Raw genomic sequence first — 12,792 nt, forward strand, 5'->3', positions numbered from 1 at the left:
CTATCACATTTACTGATAGCTGGATTGAATTGATTTCATGAATCTTATGACCACCTTTTCAGCATGCGTGTATTCGTTCCCTCTGAAATCTCTGAAACGGAAAAACGCGTCGCACTTATTCCAGAATCCGTAAAGCGTCTCGTCGGTCTCGGCCTCGAGGTCGTGGTAGAATCGGGAGCCGGCGCGGCGAGCTATTACCTTGACGAAGACTACTCTGCGGCGGGCGCCAGCATCTCGAGCGATCGGGCGGCGGAGATCGCCGCAGCTGACATGGTGCTGCGCCTGAGCAAGCCGAGCATGGATGAAGCGACGGGTCAGAAAAGCGGTTCGTGGTCGATCGGATTTCTGGATCCGTTCAATGAAGGCCAGCTGCTCGATGCCTTTGCCCAAAGAGGCGTTACTGCGGTGAGCATGGAGATGATACCTCGGACTACGCTCGCCCAGAAGATGGACGGTCTCAGTTCGCAGGCGAATCTCGCTGGTTACTTCGCGGTGGTGAAAGCGGCAGAGCGTCTCAACCGTATTTTGCCGATGATGATGACGCCGGCGGGCACCATTTCCCCAGCTCGCGTTTTCGTAATTGGCGTAGGTGTGGCTGGCTTGCAGGCCATCGCGACTGCCAAGCGCCTCGGCGCTCGGGTGGATGCCTTCGACACGCGACCCGTGGTCGAAGAGCAGGTAAAGTCATTGGGAGCGAAGTTCGTGAAGATCGACCTCGGCGAGGTTGGCCAAACTGAACAAGGCTACGCCAAGGAGCTTACCGACGAACAAAAGGAGATGCAGAAGGCGGGCATGGCCAAGGCCTGCGCGCAGTCGGACATCGTGATCACGACGGCGAAGCTATTTGGTCGCAAGGCGCCGCTGATCGTCGACCAGCGGATGCTCGATGGCATGAAGCATGGTAGCATCGTGGTGGACCTCGCAGTCGAGTCCGGCGGAAATGTCGAAGGCTCGAAGCTGGATGAGGAAGTGGTGACGACCAATGGCGTACGAATCCTCGGAATCGGAAAGTTCGAATGCGGCGTCGCTGCTCATGCGAGTCAAATGTATTCGTCAAACGTATACAGCTTCATCGAGCACTTTTGGGATCAGGAATCGAAGTCGATCAAGAGCGATCTTGCCGACGAAATTCTCAAAGGCTGTGTAATAACCCAAGGCGGCTCCATCGTACACGAGCGATTCGCTAAGTAACCTCACCACGGCATTAAGCAAAAACTGGATACATCATGGATCTAATACTATTATTTTTCATATTCGTGCTCGCGGCTTTTCTCGGTCTGGAGCTGATCAGCAAGGTGCCCTCGCAGTTGCACACGCCCCTCATGTCCGGATCGAATGCGATCTCTGGAATTACGGTGGTGGGGGCTTTGCTCGCTATTCGCGCCGAGGAGCAAGGTACGATGGGTACGGTACTGGGAGTCGCCGCTTTGATTTTCGCCACGGTCAACGTGGTGGGTGGTTATGTGGTGACCGATCGCATGCTGCAGATGTTCAAGAAAAAGGGAAAGTAAGCAGCCATGGAAGCGAACGATCTTATCAATTTAGCGTACGTGGTTGCGGCCACGCTCTTTGTATTCGGCATCAAGATGCTAGGATCCGCCGATACGGCGCGACGCGGCAATCTTGTTTCCGGCATGGGTATGCTTCTCGCGGTGGTGGTAACGCTGCTCGCGGATGGCTTGGACTACACTTGGATTTTGGGCGGCTTGATCGTGGGCAGCGCCATCGGTTTGGTGGCGGCGCGCATGGTCAAGATGACCGCCATGCCTGAGCTGGTGGCTCTCTTCAACGGTTTTGGCGGACTCGCTAGTCTGCTGGTTGCGTGGGCGGAGTTTGAGAAAATCCGCGGTATTGGTTGGGACGTCTACGAGCTTGAGATGCAGTCCAATCCGACTTTTAGCGGCTTCGTTATCTACGCGGCCATGTTGATCGGCGGTGTTACGTTCACTGGTTCGCTTTTCGCATACGGGAAGCTTTCTGGAAAGCTCAGCGGTAGCGCGATCGTCTTTGGCGGTCAAAAGGCTCTGAACATTTTGCTGCTCATCTCGATTCTTGGAGTTGGCGCGGTATTCGCGTGGAGCTCCGATCTCGAACTCGCGCACAAGTTGTTTCTCACGGGTGTTGGGCTTGCACTTCTCTTTGGTGTCATGGGTGTGATGCCGATCGGTGGGGGCGACATGCCAGTGGTGATATCGCTGCTCAACAGTTTGTCCGGTGTTGCGGCTTCGGCGGCTGGCTTTGTCATCTACAATAACGTCTTGATCGTGGCCGGCTGTTTGGTCGGGGCCAGTGGGTTGATCCTGACGGTCATCATGTGCAAGGCCATGAATCGCACGCTTGGAAACGTACTCTTCAGCGGCTTCGGCGCGGCCAGCGGCGGTGCTGACGACGGTGATGACCGAGAGCCCAAAGCGATAAGCGTGGAAGATGCGTTCTACGTTCTCGAAGCGGCCAGCTCTGTGATGTTCATTCCGGGATACGGGATGGCGGTTGCCCAAGCTCAGCACGTAGTTAAGGAACTTGCAGAGTTGCTTGAGGAAAATGGCTGCGAAGCGAATTTTGCCATCCATCCCGTAGCGGGCCGTATGCCAGGTCATATGAACGTGCTCCTCGCAGAAGCGGACGTAGAGTACGAGAAGCTGCTAGAAATGGATACAGTCAATCCGATGATGCCGACCGTCGACGTGGCGATCGTTATCGGAGCGAATGACGTAGTCAACCCAGCTGCAGCGGACGATCCTCAGAGTCCGATCTACGGGATGCCGATCATCGAGGCTCATCATGCGAAGACGGTTTTCATCCTCAAACGCGGCCAAGGCAAAGGCTTCTCCGGCTTGGTGAACAAGCTCTTCGTAATGGAGAATTCTCGCATGATTTACGGCGACGCGAAGGCTACCATTTCCTCGCTGGTCAACGAGCTGAAAGGTTCGTAAGCGCAAGCAAGTGTAAACAATTTAGTCAGGACAGGTCGGGAGGCCTGTCCTTTTTTCGTGGTGCAAAGCTATTCAAGTGAGATCTGCGGGCTCCATTCGAGCCAGTCATCGTCGAGTTCTGGATACAAAGGAAATTCGGTGTTTGCGGGGGCGAGGTCTGCCAGTTCGTCGCCGTCGTCCGGAGTTGCGAACATAATTCCGCCAGCGAGCACTGACTGGAGCGAGTCTGTATGGATCTTGGCACCAAGAAGCCCGACTTTCATGGCGATTCCGCTAGCGTTCCAAAAGACGCTGTCGGTACGTACCAGCTTGTCGTAGGGCGAGTTGACTAAAATCTTTACCAAGACTGCTGTGGCGTCGGGAGCCAGCAATGTATCCACAACCTCACCGACCTTGTACTGGCGATAGAGGACTGGCGAGCCCGGCTTTAAGGATCCCAGCTGGGAGACGCGGAGGGTGTAGTGGTAACCCAGCTCGCTGCCTTTAAGTGGAGCGCGCTTCTCAGCAGTGAATTCTTTTTGGGTGGGGCCGACTCCCGGGGTAACTTGAATGGTAGGTCCACTGATGAGTGTGCCTAATCCACGGATTCCCTCTATTCCGATTTCGGGACGCAGTATCCAGAATTTGGAACCATCTCTCGCGAGTCCTTTAGCCGATTTCTGTAGGCTGACGACCGCTTCGACTCTATTGAGGTCAGGGCTCAGTCGCACGGATTCGACGATTCCGACATTGACACCCTTGTGCTGCAATACGGTCTTGCCGGCCTCGATGCCAGCTCCGTCTCCGAAGAGGATGGTAATTTGAGGACCTTGTCCGCCGACCTCTTTCATTATCATATATCCGCCTACTAAGAGGGCGATGAGTGGCACCATCCAGACGAGGAGGGCGTTGGGTGCAGGATGTCTCTCTTGGTTGGCTTCTTGTTTCATGAGGGTTTGGGGAAGGGAAAGCGTTCTACGGCGACAACAGTTAGAATGACGGCAGCGGCGAAAGCAGGTGCAGCTGGACCGGGTGAGATGGATGCGAGCGTTCCGAACTCGATGAGGCTGGCCAGCACGCCGATCAGGAAGATGTCCAGCATAGACCAGCGCCCGATAAAATCGATGGTTCGATGTAGTTTGTGGTGTAAGGGGCCGATTTCAGTCTTTGGGGAGTTCAGTGATAGCCATCCGAGTCCGCCGATTTTTCCAAAGGGTACAAGTATCGATGCAGCGAATACGATTGCCGCGATGCCCCAGAGTCCGTGGTTCGCGAGTTCGGAGACGCCGGATAGAATATTGCTACTCTTCGTCCCCTGAGCGGTGGAAATCACCATGATCGGCAGGAGGTTTGCGGGAATGAGCAAAGCGATGGCCGCTGCCATATAGGCGACGGAGGCAGCTCGGCTTTTGCGGTGGGGCAATTCGGGAATGCTAAGCTTCTGCGTGAGGTAGGTTAGCAAGAACGTGCTAGCAAGGAGGAAGTAGAAGCCGGCTGAAATAGAAGCCGTCGCCAAGTCCCCTAGTTTTATGAATGCGATCAGCGTCGATAGGCAGAAAACATCCGGCATGGCCCAGGCCTTCGAGACCGCAAGGAGCTTGAGGCTTTGGGTTCGGAATAAAGTTCCTGGGGTGCAGGCGGCGACCGGAAGGATGAGGAAAATAAGGGAAGGAAAAACGATCGCCAGCAGATCAACGCAGAGCCCGAGAAGTTCTTGGTCGCGATCTCTAAACGCGCTTCCTATAGAGAGGAGGTGGCTCTGGTTGACGAGACCAAGCTTTTGCACCTCCGCCAAGGGGAAGGTAAGGGCGAAGCTCCAGCAAATAAGGGCGGATAGGGCTATGGGGAGCTGCCTGGAGGCTATCGATTTTCGCACGGCTATTCCGGTTTTACACACGTCTACTTCCCTAGGTTGCTGGGAATTGCGTGAGATTCGTTAGGGCAAGCCTTTGCGTTTTTTGAGGCGAGGCAACGCCATTTCCGGGCATTCGGAAAATTGGAAAAATAAAACGGACGTTTGAAACCGATGTTTGGTACGACGCGTATAAATGGGTGTGGGAGCTTCTCAATTGACGGAATCTCCACTCAAAAAGAACAGAACAGAAAGAAAGTAGACAGACATGAAAAACCATAACCTTAAGAACAGTAATCGTTTATTGAAATCGTTCAAGTGGACGGCCTTGTCAGGTTTGTTGCTCGCTATGGTTGGAACCAATTTTGCCGATCCGATAACCGAAGATTCGACGCCTGAACAAGGGATCACCATATGGGTCAACGATATCCAGGGGATGGGGAGCTTCAGAGCTGAGGACGTCCGCGAAGACCTCCTACGTGAAGCTTTCTATGATGCGGCTCGCCGCGAAAAGTGGCTTGGCGACTATGATTTTGAATACAACGGAATAAATCGCGAGGAAGGCGAGACTGGCATCGAATTGAGAGTGGTCGACTGGAGTCGAAGCGCGGCCGGAATGTATAATTTCAGGGTCGTTGCAGACTTTTGGAATGCGGATGGCGATAAGACTTCGCTCGGAACGTTTCATGGCCTAAGGAGCAGTATCGCCGTTTTCAATGGACGAGATGTCGGCGAGCAGTTTGCCGGTAGCGCGGAGGACGCGTTTCGCGATGCGCTGCGAAAACTGAAGAAGAAGACAATCGAATCCTAAGCGATCCGGATGGGAGGAGTCTTGGATCGTTTAACAAGGCGGAACGCGAAAGCGTTCCGCTTTTTTTTGGGGGTGTAGTTTTGTCTCTTCGGCGGCGGGCCTAAGATCCTCGCCGCGTTTCGAACCTATGAGGGCTCTAGGCTTGGGTGGGTTCTTGTACCGTATCATCTCTGCTGATACGATCCAGGTACTTACGTTTGGCGAGGCGCCATGCCACGACGAAGAAGGCGGTAAGCGGTATGGCGAGGATCATGCCAAGGATGCCATCAAGAGCGGTACCCCAGAAGAAAATCGCAATGATGATGACCATCGGATGCAAGCCAGTGGTCTTTCCCATTATACGTGGAGTCAATAGATAGCCTTCGATGACTTGCACAACTGCGAACACCGCTATGGCGAGGAGCAATAGATTTATGCCTCCGCCATCTTTTTGGAAGTAGGCGAGTGGCAGGGCGATGCTGAGTCCGATGATGCTACCAAGGTAAGGGATGACATTGAGGAATCCGATCGCTAGCCCGAGGATAATTGCGAACTTCAGGCCAACTACGAGAAATCCGATTGCCAGCAAAATTCCCATAATGAATGCAATGACGATTTGTCCTCGGAAAAAGGATACGACGCTTCCGATGAATTCATTGATTAGAAAAATGATGTCGTCTCTCCAGTCGTCGCGGATAAAGGATAGCTGGCTCCGCAAGTCGTTGCCAAGGTTGCGTTGGCTCACGAGCATGAAGAAGAGGTAGACGGGAATAATCGCGAGTCCGGTTCCGATGGCGATGGTGCGGCTGGCGAAACCGACGATATTGTTGAGAGCAGGTTCAGACTGCTGGAGGAGGGTTGTGACACCGTTTGACAAAGATTCTTGGATACGGGCAAGATTTTCCTCGCCGAGCCGAGTGGAAATGAATTCGACAACCTTTGGATAGGTTTCAGCTAAGCTCGTTCTGATACGTCCTATGAATTCCGGAAGGTATTCGATAAAGAGAAGAACCTGGTCGACCAGGACGGGGATCACGAGCAGGAGCAAGCCTGAGAGAGCGAGAGCTGCGGCGATGAAGAGTGTGATGATTGACCAAGTGCGATTGAAGCGAGCCCGTTTTTGCAGGAAAACAACCGCAGGCCGGAAAATAAGTGCAAGGATTCCAGCGGTAGCGAGTGGCCACAGTACACCGTAAAAGGTTTGTACGAAGGTTCTTAGGAGATTGAAGACTCCGAGGAGGAAGTAGGCGATGACAGTGATGCTGATCAATGCTGCGGCCACGCCAATGAGGCGCCACTGGTTCGTGGTAAATCGTTTTCGTGGTGAGTCGCTGTCTGACATTCGCTATTTCTTGGCTGGTGGTTGGGTCTCTATTGTGTGGCGATTGGGAGTTTGTTCGGCGAGATTCGCACCTCATCGGAAAAGGTTCTTCAGCGAGTTGAGGTCGGCTTGAGTGGGACGGTCGGAAGTGCCTTTGGTGCTTGGCTTCTGGATATTGGGTTTCGAGTTCTGAGGGAGTTCGACCGGTGTTGCTCCAATCTCCGATAAGGCTTGGTCCAGTTTCTTAGGGGAAATGGGGTGGGCGGTACCAAGGTGCTGGGCGAAGAGGGAGATTGCAAATTCTTCGATCATCCAGCTGATCTGAGTTGCTTGTGGGGTTGCTCGCAACGTTGTTCCTGCTTGGGCGAGGCGATTGCGGTAGTGGTCTAGCTGTCTTTGTCGTTGAGCGTCGCGGCTGGGATTTTGTCCGAGAGTGTCGGCACGACGTTGAATGCCTTCGAGATAGACAGGGATGCGAGGCAGGATGTGATTTGGGGTGTGGCGAAGGAAATCGGGCGGGAGAATTCGGTCAATATCTGCTGAGAAATGCTTGGCTACCGTTGGCTGGACGATGAGCGCCTGGCGTTTTTCGAGGATGAGCTTCAGTTGGTCGACTACTCTGTAGAGCAGGCCTTTTGACAATTCGTAGGCTTTTTCTCGGACGGCGAGAATGGCATCGGCGTCGAGCGTCCTGAGATTGTGGGTACGAAGGGTTTGGCGAATGTGCTCGTAAACGTCTTCCTTGAGTGCGGCGATGGGACGGAAAGGGACGGCAGCAGGACCGACGCGTTGCACGTCTTTGAGGTCGGTGCGTATCCAAGCCAGCTCGCGGCGGAGTTCGTGCTCGAGCAGTGCTGCGATACCGCTGGCATTGGCTGCTGTCGCTTCGGCTTCTGAGCGAAAGAGGGAAAGATGGATGCTCGATCCAGGCGAGGCGGAAGACGTCCCGCCTGTATTTGATCGGAGGGCGGGATAGGCGTAGAGTGGGAGGCCGTTTGGGTTGCCGATTCTGATTCGATTGTTTGACGTTGTCGGAGACGGTGCGTCTCGAAGGTCGGAGATGGAGTTGATTTCGCGTTCGTAGTTTTCGCGGGCCTTTTTCCAGAGGGAGCTGGTGTCGTTGGCTTTGGTGGCGCTGAGTTCGGCTTGCTTGGCCTCGAGGCGGCTATGTAGCGTTTGAGCGTCACGCGCTTCCGCGATGGTCTTGCCGTTTTTGTCGTGGACCTCGACGCGGGCCCGCAAGTGATCGGGGATGGCGGATTCATCCCAATCGCTCGCGTAGGTTTCGATTGAATACGAGGCTTGTAGATAGGTTTGAAGGGAGGCTACTAAGCTGGTTCCGGTTGGGCGAAGCTCGGAAGCGATTTTCTTGGCAGAGTCGGCGAGCGGGATAAGGCGCTGGCGTACGTGCTTGGGGAGGGCTTTGAGCAGCGAGTGTATTTTAGGCTCAAGGTGGCCGGGTATGAGCCAGTCGAGTAGGGCGTTATTGATGGACTTGGCCTTGCTGTAGGGAAGCTTGAGTGTGACGCCGTCTTTCTCGTGTCCATGCTTGTACTGGTATTCGATCGGAAGGGCAGAGTTTCCGAGCTCGACACTTTCAGGAAAGAGCGAGAGGTCGAAGGAGGCTTCTTCGGACGCGGTGAGGTCGGCCTCGGACATGAGGAGGCCGTGCGGGTCGGGCTCATTTTCGCTTCCGAGGGCGCTCCGACTTGATTTCAAGAAGCGGTTGAGGTCGGCGATGGAGGCGATGTGTTCTAGGCGTTTTTGGTAGAAGGTGTAAGCGGCCTCTTCGACGCCCATCCAGTGCGCTACGGAAATGACCGTCTGGGCGTTTTGGATACGCGATATGAGGCGCCGGTTTGGCTTGAGGAAAGTCCAGTTGGCGGGGGCGGCGTACTCCTCGTTAAGAAGGGCTTCGCGGATGAAAATTTCGGTGGCCTTAGCGGGATCGACTTTGAGGTAGCTGACCTGCTTGTTTTGGATCTCCAATCCGTGGATACGGATAGACTCGCGGGTGACGACGCGTCCTTGGTCGGGGAGAAACTCAGGATCGCTGTAGCTGTAGCTGATGATGTGGCGCCCGACGTCGAGGATCCAGCTCGGGTCGATGGAGGCGACGGTACGGGCGTAGAGCCGATTGGTTTCGACGATTTCGGCGGAGAGGATCCACTCGGGGCTTTTGCGTTTTTTTTTGCCGGTTTCGGTGCCGGAGTCTTTACGTTTGCCCGTTTTCTTGTCACGCGGTTGACGGATGAAAAGGGAGGATCCGGGGAAGACGAGCGGCTTGCGGTTTGCTGAGCAGCGGTAGAGGTTGGTCTCTTCACGTTGGCCCACGTTGGCGAGTAGGCCGGTGAGAAGGCAGGCGTGAATGGCATGGTAGGGGGCGCTATCGCGGTCTAGGTTCTGGGTCTTGGGTTCTGGGTTTTGGGTTGGTTGAGGTGATGCGGACTGGGTGGAGCCGAGCCCTCCTGGTTTCGGAAGGGAGCGTTCGAGCTGTTGGTAGATATCGCGCCATTCGCGGATGCGGAGGTAGTTAAGGAAGTTCTTCTTACAGAACTTCCGAAGGCGGGCTTGGGAGAGCCTTTCGAAGTTTTCGTGCAGGGCTTCCCAGATGTTGAGGAGGGCGAGAAAGTCGGAATACTCGTGGTTAAACTGGTCATGGGCCTGGCGGGCGGCGCTTTCCTTGTCCATCGGTCGCTCGCGCGGGTCCTGGATGGACAGGGCGGCCGCGATGACGAGAACTTCGTGAGTGACGCCGTGGCGGTTGGCTTCGAGTAGCATACGGCCGACGGTGGGATCGGCGGGCAGTCGTGAAAGCTTGCGTCCGAGTTCGGTGAGTCGGGGCCCTCGGGTGGCGTCGGAGACCGTGAGAGCGCCGAGCTCTTGCAAGAGTTGGTAGCCGGCGGAGATCGCGGCAGGGCTGGGGGGATCGATGAAGGGGAAGGTTTCGACGTCGCCGAGCTTGGACGCGGTCATGCGCAGTATGACGTCGGCGAGATTGGAGCGTTGGATTTCGGGGACGGAGTAGATTTCGCGGGACAGGTAATCTTTTTCCGAATAAAGGCGGATGCATATGCCGTCCGCCACGCGCCCGCAGCGCCCGGAGCGTTGGTTGGCGGAGGATTGGGAGATCTTGGCGATGGGGAGTCGTTTGGTACGGCCGCGCGGATTGTAGCGGGAAATTCGCGCTAAGCCAGTGTCGATGACGAATCGAATGCCGGGGATTGTGAGGGAGGTCTCGGCGATATTAGTGGCGAGAATGAGCTTTCTCCTCGGGGAACTTTGAAAGATGCGTTGTTGGTCGGCATTGGAGAGGCGCCCGAAGCAGGGTATGATTTCCATGCGGCGACCGAAGCGGGAATCGAGCAGGTCCATTGCCTCGCGGATGTCTTTCTCGGTGGGAAGGAAGGCGAGGATATCGCCGGTCCCGAATTCGTCTTGTATCCGTTTTGCGGATTCGGCGATGCCTTCGATGTAGGTAAAATCGCCAGAATCCTCGAGGAGTTCGTCGAGGGGCGCGTAGACGATGTCGACTGGGTAAACGCGGCCGGAGACCTCTATGATGGGGGCGTCGTCGAAGGCAGCGGAGAATTTCTCGGTGTCGATAGTAGCCGATGTGATGATGATCTTGAGGTCGGGACGGCGAGCACGGAGCTGGTTGAGGTATCCGAGCAGGAAGTCGATATTGAGTGATCGTTCATGGGCCTCGTCGATGATGACTGCCTCGTAGTCGCGCATGAGGGGGTCGCCGTGAATCTCGGTCAACAGCATCCCGTCGGTCATGAATTTGACGCGGGTTTGCTTGGAGGTCTGGTCGGTGAATCGGATTTTGGCGCCGACCTCTTTGCCGAAGCTTACCTTCAGTTCTTCGGCGACGCGTTTAGCGACGGAGAGGGCGGCGACGCGGCGCGGCTGGGTACAGGCGATACGGCCTGATTTTCCGAGGCCCGCGTCGAGGCACATCTTTGGGATTTGAGTGGTCTTTCCCGATCCTGTTTCACCGGTGAGGACGATGGTCTGGTACGCCTGGATTGCGGATACTATTTCATCGCGCCGCTGGGCGATGGGAAGATCCGGGGGGTAATGGATCGGGGTGGGGATGGTAGAAGATGAAGAGTGAATGGTGAAAGGGGTGCTCTAAGAGGAGATGGAAAGGGATCGCGACCAAGGTCGCTCCTACAGGAGCGGTAGCGCTTGAGGATAGGTTTCCGAAGCGAAGAGGGGCGCGGGCTCGATGGGTGAAAGGAGGAGCGTTTTAAATTCTGGATACGGGTGGTCTGCAGCTTCGATGAAGTAAGTGAGAGGTCGGCTGAAATCAGATCGGAAGAAGCGACTCGCGCTGCGGCGTATGGCGATGGACTCGATTGCGTTGTCGGGAAGGGAGATGAGTACGATGGCTGGAATATCCTGCGATGCGGCGAGTGTGAGGAGTCGCTGGGCGTCGGGCAGGTCGGATTCGCTATGGACTGTGAGAAGCAACGTTTTGGGTGACTGGATTTGCTCGGCAAGCTTGCTGGTCTGCTCGTCCATCGACCGTATGGGAGTGGCAGAGAGTAACGAGAATTGGATAGCGAAAAGCGAAATGAGGATGATGAGGTGGTGCATGGGCTGAGAGGTCGAAGGCTTGATGCTACTTGGCGCCTTGGTAGTCGAAGCCGAGCGAGCTGATCTTTTCGCGGATGGCGGTTTCGTCGAAGGAGTCTGATTGGATCGTCGCAGTGGCGCTATTTTTGTCTACTGATCGTACTACGATTCCCGGCAGGCTGGATAGGCCGTCTCGGACGGAGCCTTCGCAGTGGCTGCAGTTCATGCCTTTGATAGAGAGCGTGTGGGTTTGCATAGCGTTTTCGCTTGGTTTTGAAGAGCTGTCGCAGCCGTCCCCGCAGCAGCTTTCGACGGGTGCCTTAGAGACGAGCTTTTGGTGGATGTGGGGAAATACGAGTAGTAGTAGAAGGACGGCTCCCCCGATATGCTGCCAGAGCGGAAGATTCATCTCGTGCGACATGGCGTGAGTGCCGAGGGTCCCGGTATCTAGGAAAAAGTGGTAGACGGCGGCTGCGATCCATGTGGTGAGGATGACGCCGACGACGTAGATGACCGTGCTGCGTCCGCCGAGGACTTTGCGCATGGCGGTGATGGTCGCAATATTCGTGGCGGGCCCTGCGATGAGGAGGACGAGGGCTGCGCTTATGGGAAGTCCGCTATGCACGAGGGCGAGGGCGAGCGGTATGGAACCGGTCGAGCAGATGTAGAAGGGTACGGAGATAAGCGTGGCCAGGAGGATGGCAGAGAGGGCACCTCCCGGCATGTTCGAGAGGAGGTCGGCGGGGGCGAGGGCGCTGATGATGCCTGCGAGTATGAACCCGATGATGAGGGCCGAAGCGAGGTCGCCTGGCATTGTGTAGAATCCGTATCTGAGAGAATCTTTTAGATTATTAGAGCTGGGTACAGTGCTTTGAGCAGGGAGTGCAGTGGCTGGGGTTTGGCGGTCTCTGTCGAAGAGGTCGGTGGTGAGTCCGACGAGGATTCCGGAGATGAATGCGACCACGATCTTGTAGACAGCGAATATGGGCCCGAGCATAGCGTAGGTCGCGAGGAAGGAATCGACTCCAGTTTGCGGAGTAGAAGTCAGGAATGAAACAGTGGCCCCGCGACTGGCCCCTTTCGAATGCAGGCTCATGGTGACGGGAATGACTCCACAGGAGCAGAGGGGCATGGGTACGCCGACGAGGCTGCCCCAAATGACGGAGCTAAGGTTACGTTTGCCCATAAGCTTTTCCACCCAGGCTTGCTTCAGAAAGCGGTGCAGGACCACGGATATGGCAAGACCGAGGATGAGGTAGATTCCCATCTCTGCTATCATGGCCCAGGTGTGAGCGGCGACTTTGATGATTATTTCCATAGCGCGGCGGTAAAA

At 55.6% G+C, this 12,792-nt stretch carries 10 protein-coding genes; 4 read left to right on the forward strand and 6 right to left on the reverse strand.

From position 1 onward, the window contains the following. Positions 1–63 precede the first annotated feature (63 nt). The 3 genes from QEH53_RS09710 to QEH53_RS09720 are packed head-to-tail and all read left to right on the forward strand — an operon-like array spanning position 64 to position 2,933. Entirely contained in the window at positions 64–1,191 is a 1,128-nt protein-coding gene (locus QEH53_RS09710; RefSeq protein ID WP_309022984.1) for an NAD(P) transhydrogenase subunit alpha, read from the forward strand. A 35-nt stretch (positions 1,192–1,226) separates the two neighbouring features. Then, a complete protein-coding gene (locus QEH53_RS09715) occupies positions 1,227–1,511 on the forward strand; it encodes an NAD(P) transhydrogenase subunit alpha (RefSeq protein WP_309022985.1) in 285 nt (94 codons plus the stop codon). Positions 1,512–1,517: 6 nt separating this feature from the next. Then, positions 1,518–2,933 carry an NAD(P)(+) transhydrogenase (Re/Si-specific) subunit beta gene (locus tag QEH53_RS09720; RefSeq protein WP_309022986.1) on the forward strand — a complete coding sequence of 472 codons (1,416 nt, stop codon included), beginning with the start codon at positions 1,518–1,520 and terminating at the stop codon, positions 2,931–2,933. Positions 2,934–3,001: 68 nt separating this feature from the next. On the opposite strand, the gene QEH53_RS09725 is transcribed toward QEH53_RS09720, so the two are convergent. Together QEH53_RS09725 and QEH53_RS09730 are read right to left on the reverse strand one after the other, a co-directional pair. Beyond that, entirely contained in the window at positions 3,002–3,862 is an 861-nt protein-coding gene (locus QEH53_RS09725) for an MlaD family protein (RefSeq protein WP_309022987.1), read from the reverse strand. After that, entirely contained in the window at positions 3,859–4,788 is a 930-nt protein-coding gene (locus QEH53_RS09730; protein WP_309022988.1) for a paraquat-inducible protein A, read from the reverse strand. Before QEH53_RS09730 ends, QEH53_RS09725 begins: the two co-directional genes overlap by 4 nt. A 244-nt stretch (positions 4,789–5,032) precedes the next feature. Here QEH53_RS09730 and QEH53_RS09735 point away from each other — a divergent pair, with 244 nt between their 5' ends. After that, a complete protein-coding gene (locus QEH53_RS09735) occupies positions 5,033–5,575 on the forward strand; it encodes a hypothetical protein (RefSeq protein WP_309022989.1) in 543 nt (180 codons plus the stop codon). 136 nt (positions 5,576–5,711) lie between these two features. Here the strand turns inward: QEH53_RS09735 and QEH53_RS09740 are convergent, their stop codons facing one another. From QEH53_RS09740 to QEH53_RS09755, 4 genes are all read right to left on the reverse strand, one after another. Further along, a complete protein-coding gene (locus tag QEH53_RS09740; RefSeq protein WP_309022990.1) occupies positions 5,712–6,896 on the reverse strand; it encodes an AI-2E family transporter in 1,185 nt (394 codons plus the stop codon). Positions 6,897–6,968: 72 nt separating this feature from the next. Further along, complete coding sequence (hrpA, locus tag QEH53_RS09745) at positions 6,969–10,997, reverse strand: ATP-dependent RNA helicase HrpA (protein ID WP_309023128.1); 4,029 nt, start codon at positions 10,995–10,997, stop codon at positions 6,969–6,971. A 54-nt stretch (positions 10,998–11,051) separates the two neighbouring features. Further along, positions 11,052–11,480 carry a hypothetical protein gene (locus QEH53_RS09750; protein WP_309022991.1) on the reverse strand — a complete coding sequence of 143 codons (429 nt, stop codon included), beginning with the start codon at positions 11,478–11,480 and terminating at the stop codon, positions 11,052–11,054. Positions 11,481–11,505: 25 nt separating this feature from the next. Continuing rightward, the gene (locus QEH53_RS09755) at positions 11,506–12,777 is read right to left on the reverse strand and encodes a permease (RefSeq protein ID WP_309022992.1); all 1,272 of its coding nucleotides are present in this window, start codon (positions 12,775–12,777) and stop codon (positions 11,506–11,508) included. Positions 12,778–12,792: the final 15 nt, after the last annotated feature.

Origin of the sequence: Pelagicoccus sp. SDUM812002 (assembly GCF_031127835.1) — a bacterium.
GTDB lineage: Bacteria > Verrucomicrobiota > Verrucomicrobiia > Opitutales > Opitutaceae > Pelagicoccus.

What these genes read in the sequence shown, in the direction of transcription:
- QEH53_RS09725 (WP_309022987.1), bottom strand. Translation starts at nt 3,862, where the DNA reads ATGAAACAAGAAGCCAACCAAGAGAGACATCCTGCACCCAACGCCCTC.
- QEH53_RS09750 (WP_309022991.1), bottom strand. Translation starts at nt 11,480, where the DNA reads ATGCACCACCTCATCATCCTCATTTCGCTTTTCGCTATCCAATTCTCG.
- QEH53_RS09710 (WP_309022984.1), top strand. Translation starts at nt 64, where the DNA reads ATGCGTGTATTCGTTCCCTCTGAAATCTCTGAAACGGAAAAACGCGTC.
- QEH53_RS09740 (WP_309022990.1), bottom strand. Translation starts at nt 6,896, where the DNA reads ATGTCAGACAGCGACTCACCACGAAAACGATTTACCACGAACCAGTGG.
- QEH53_RS09720 (WP_309022986.1), top strand. Translation starts at nt 1,518, where the DNA reads ATGGAAGCGAACGATCTTATCAATTTAGCGTACGTGGTTGCGGCCACG.
- QEH53_RS09755 (WP_309022992.1), bottom strand. Translation starts at nt 12,777, where the DNA reads ATGGAAATAATCATCAAAGTCGCCGCTCACACCTGGGCCATGATAGCA.
- QEH53_RS09735 (WP_309022989.1), top strand. Translation starts at nt 5,033, where the DNA reads ATGAAAAACCATAACCTTAAGAACAGTAATCGTTTATTGAAATCGTTC.
- QEH53_RS09715 (WP_309022985.1), top strand. Translation starts at nt 1,227, where the DNA reads ATGGATCTAATACTATTATTTTTCATATTCGTGCTCGCGGCTTTTCTC.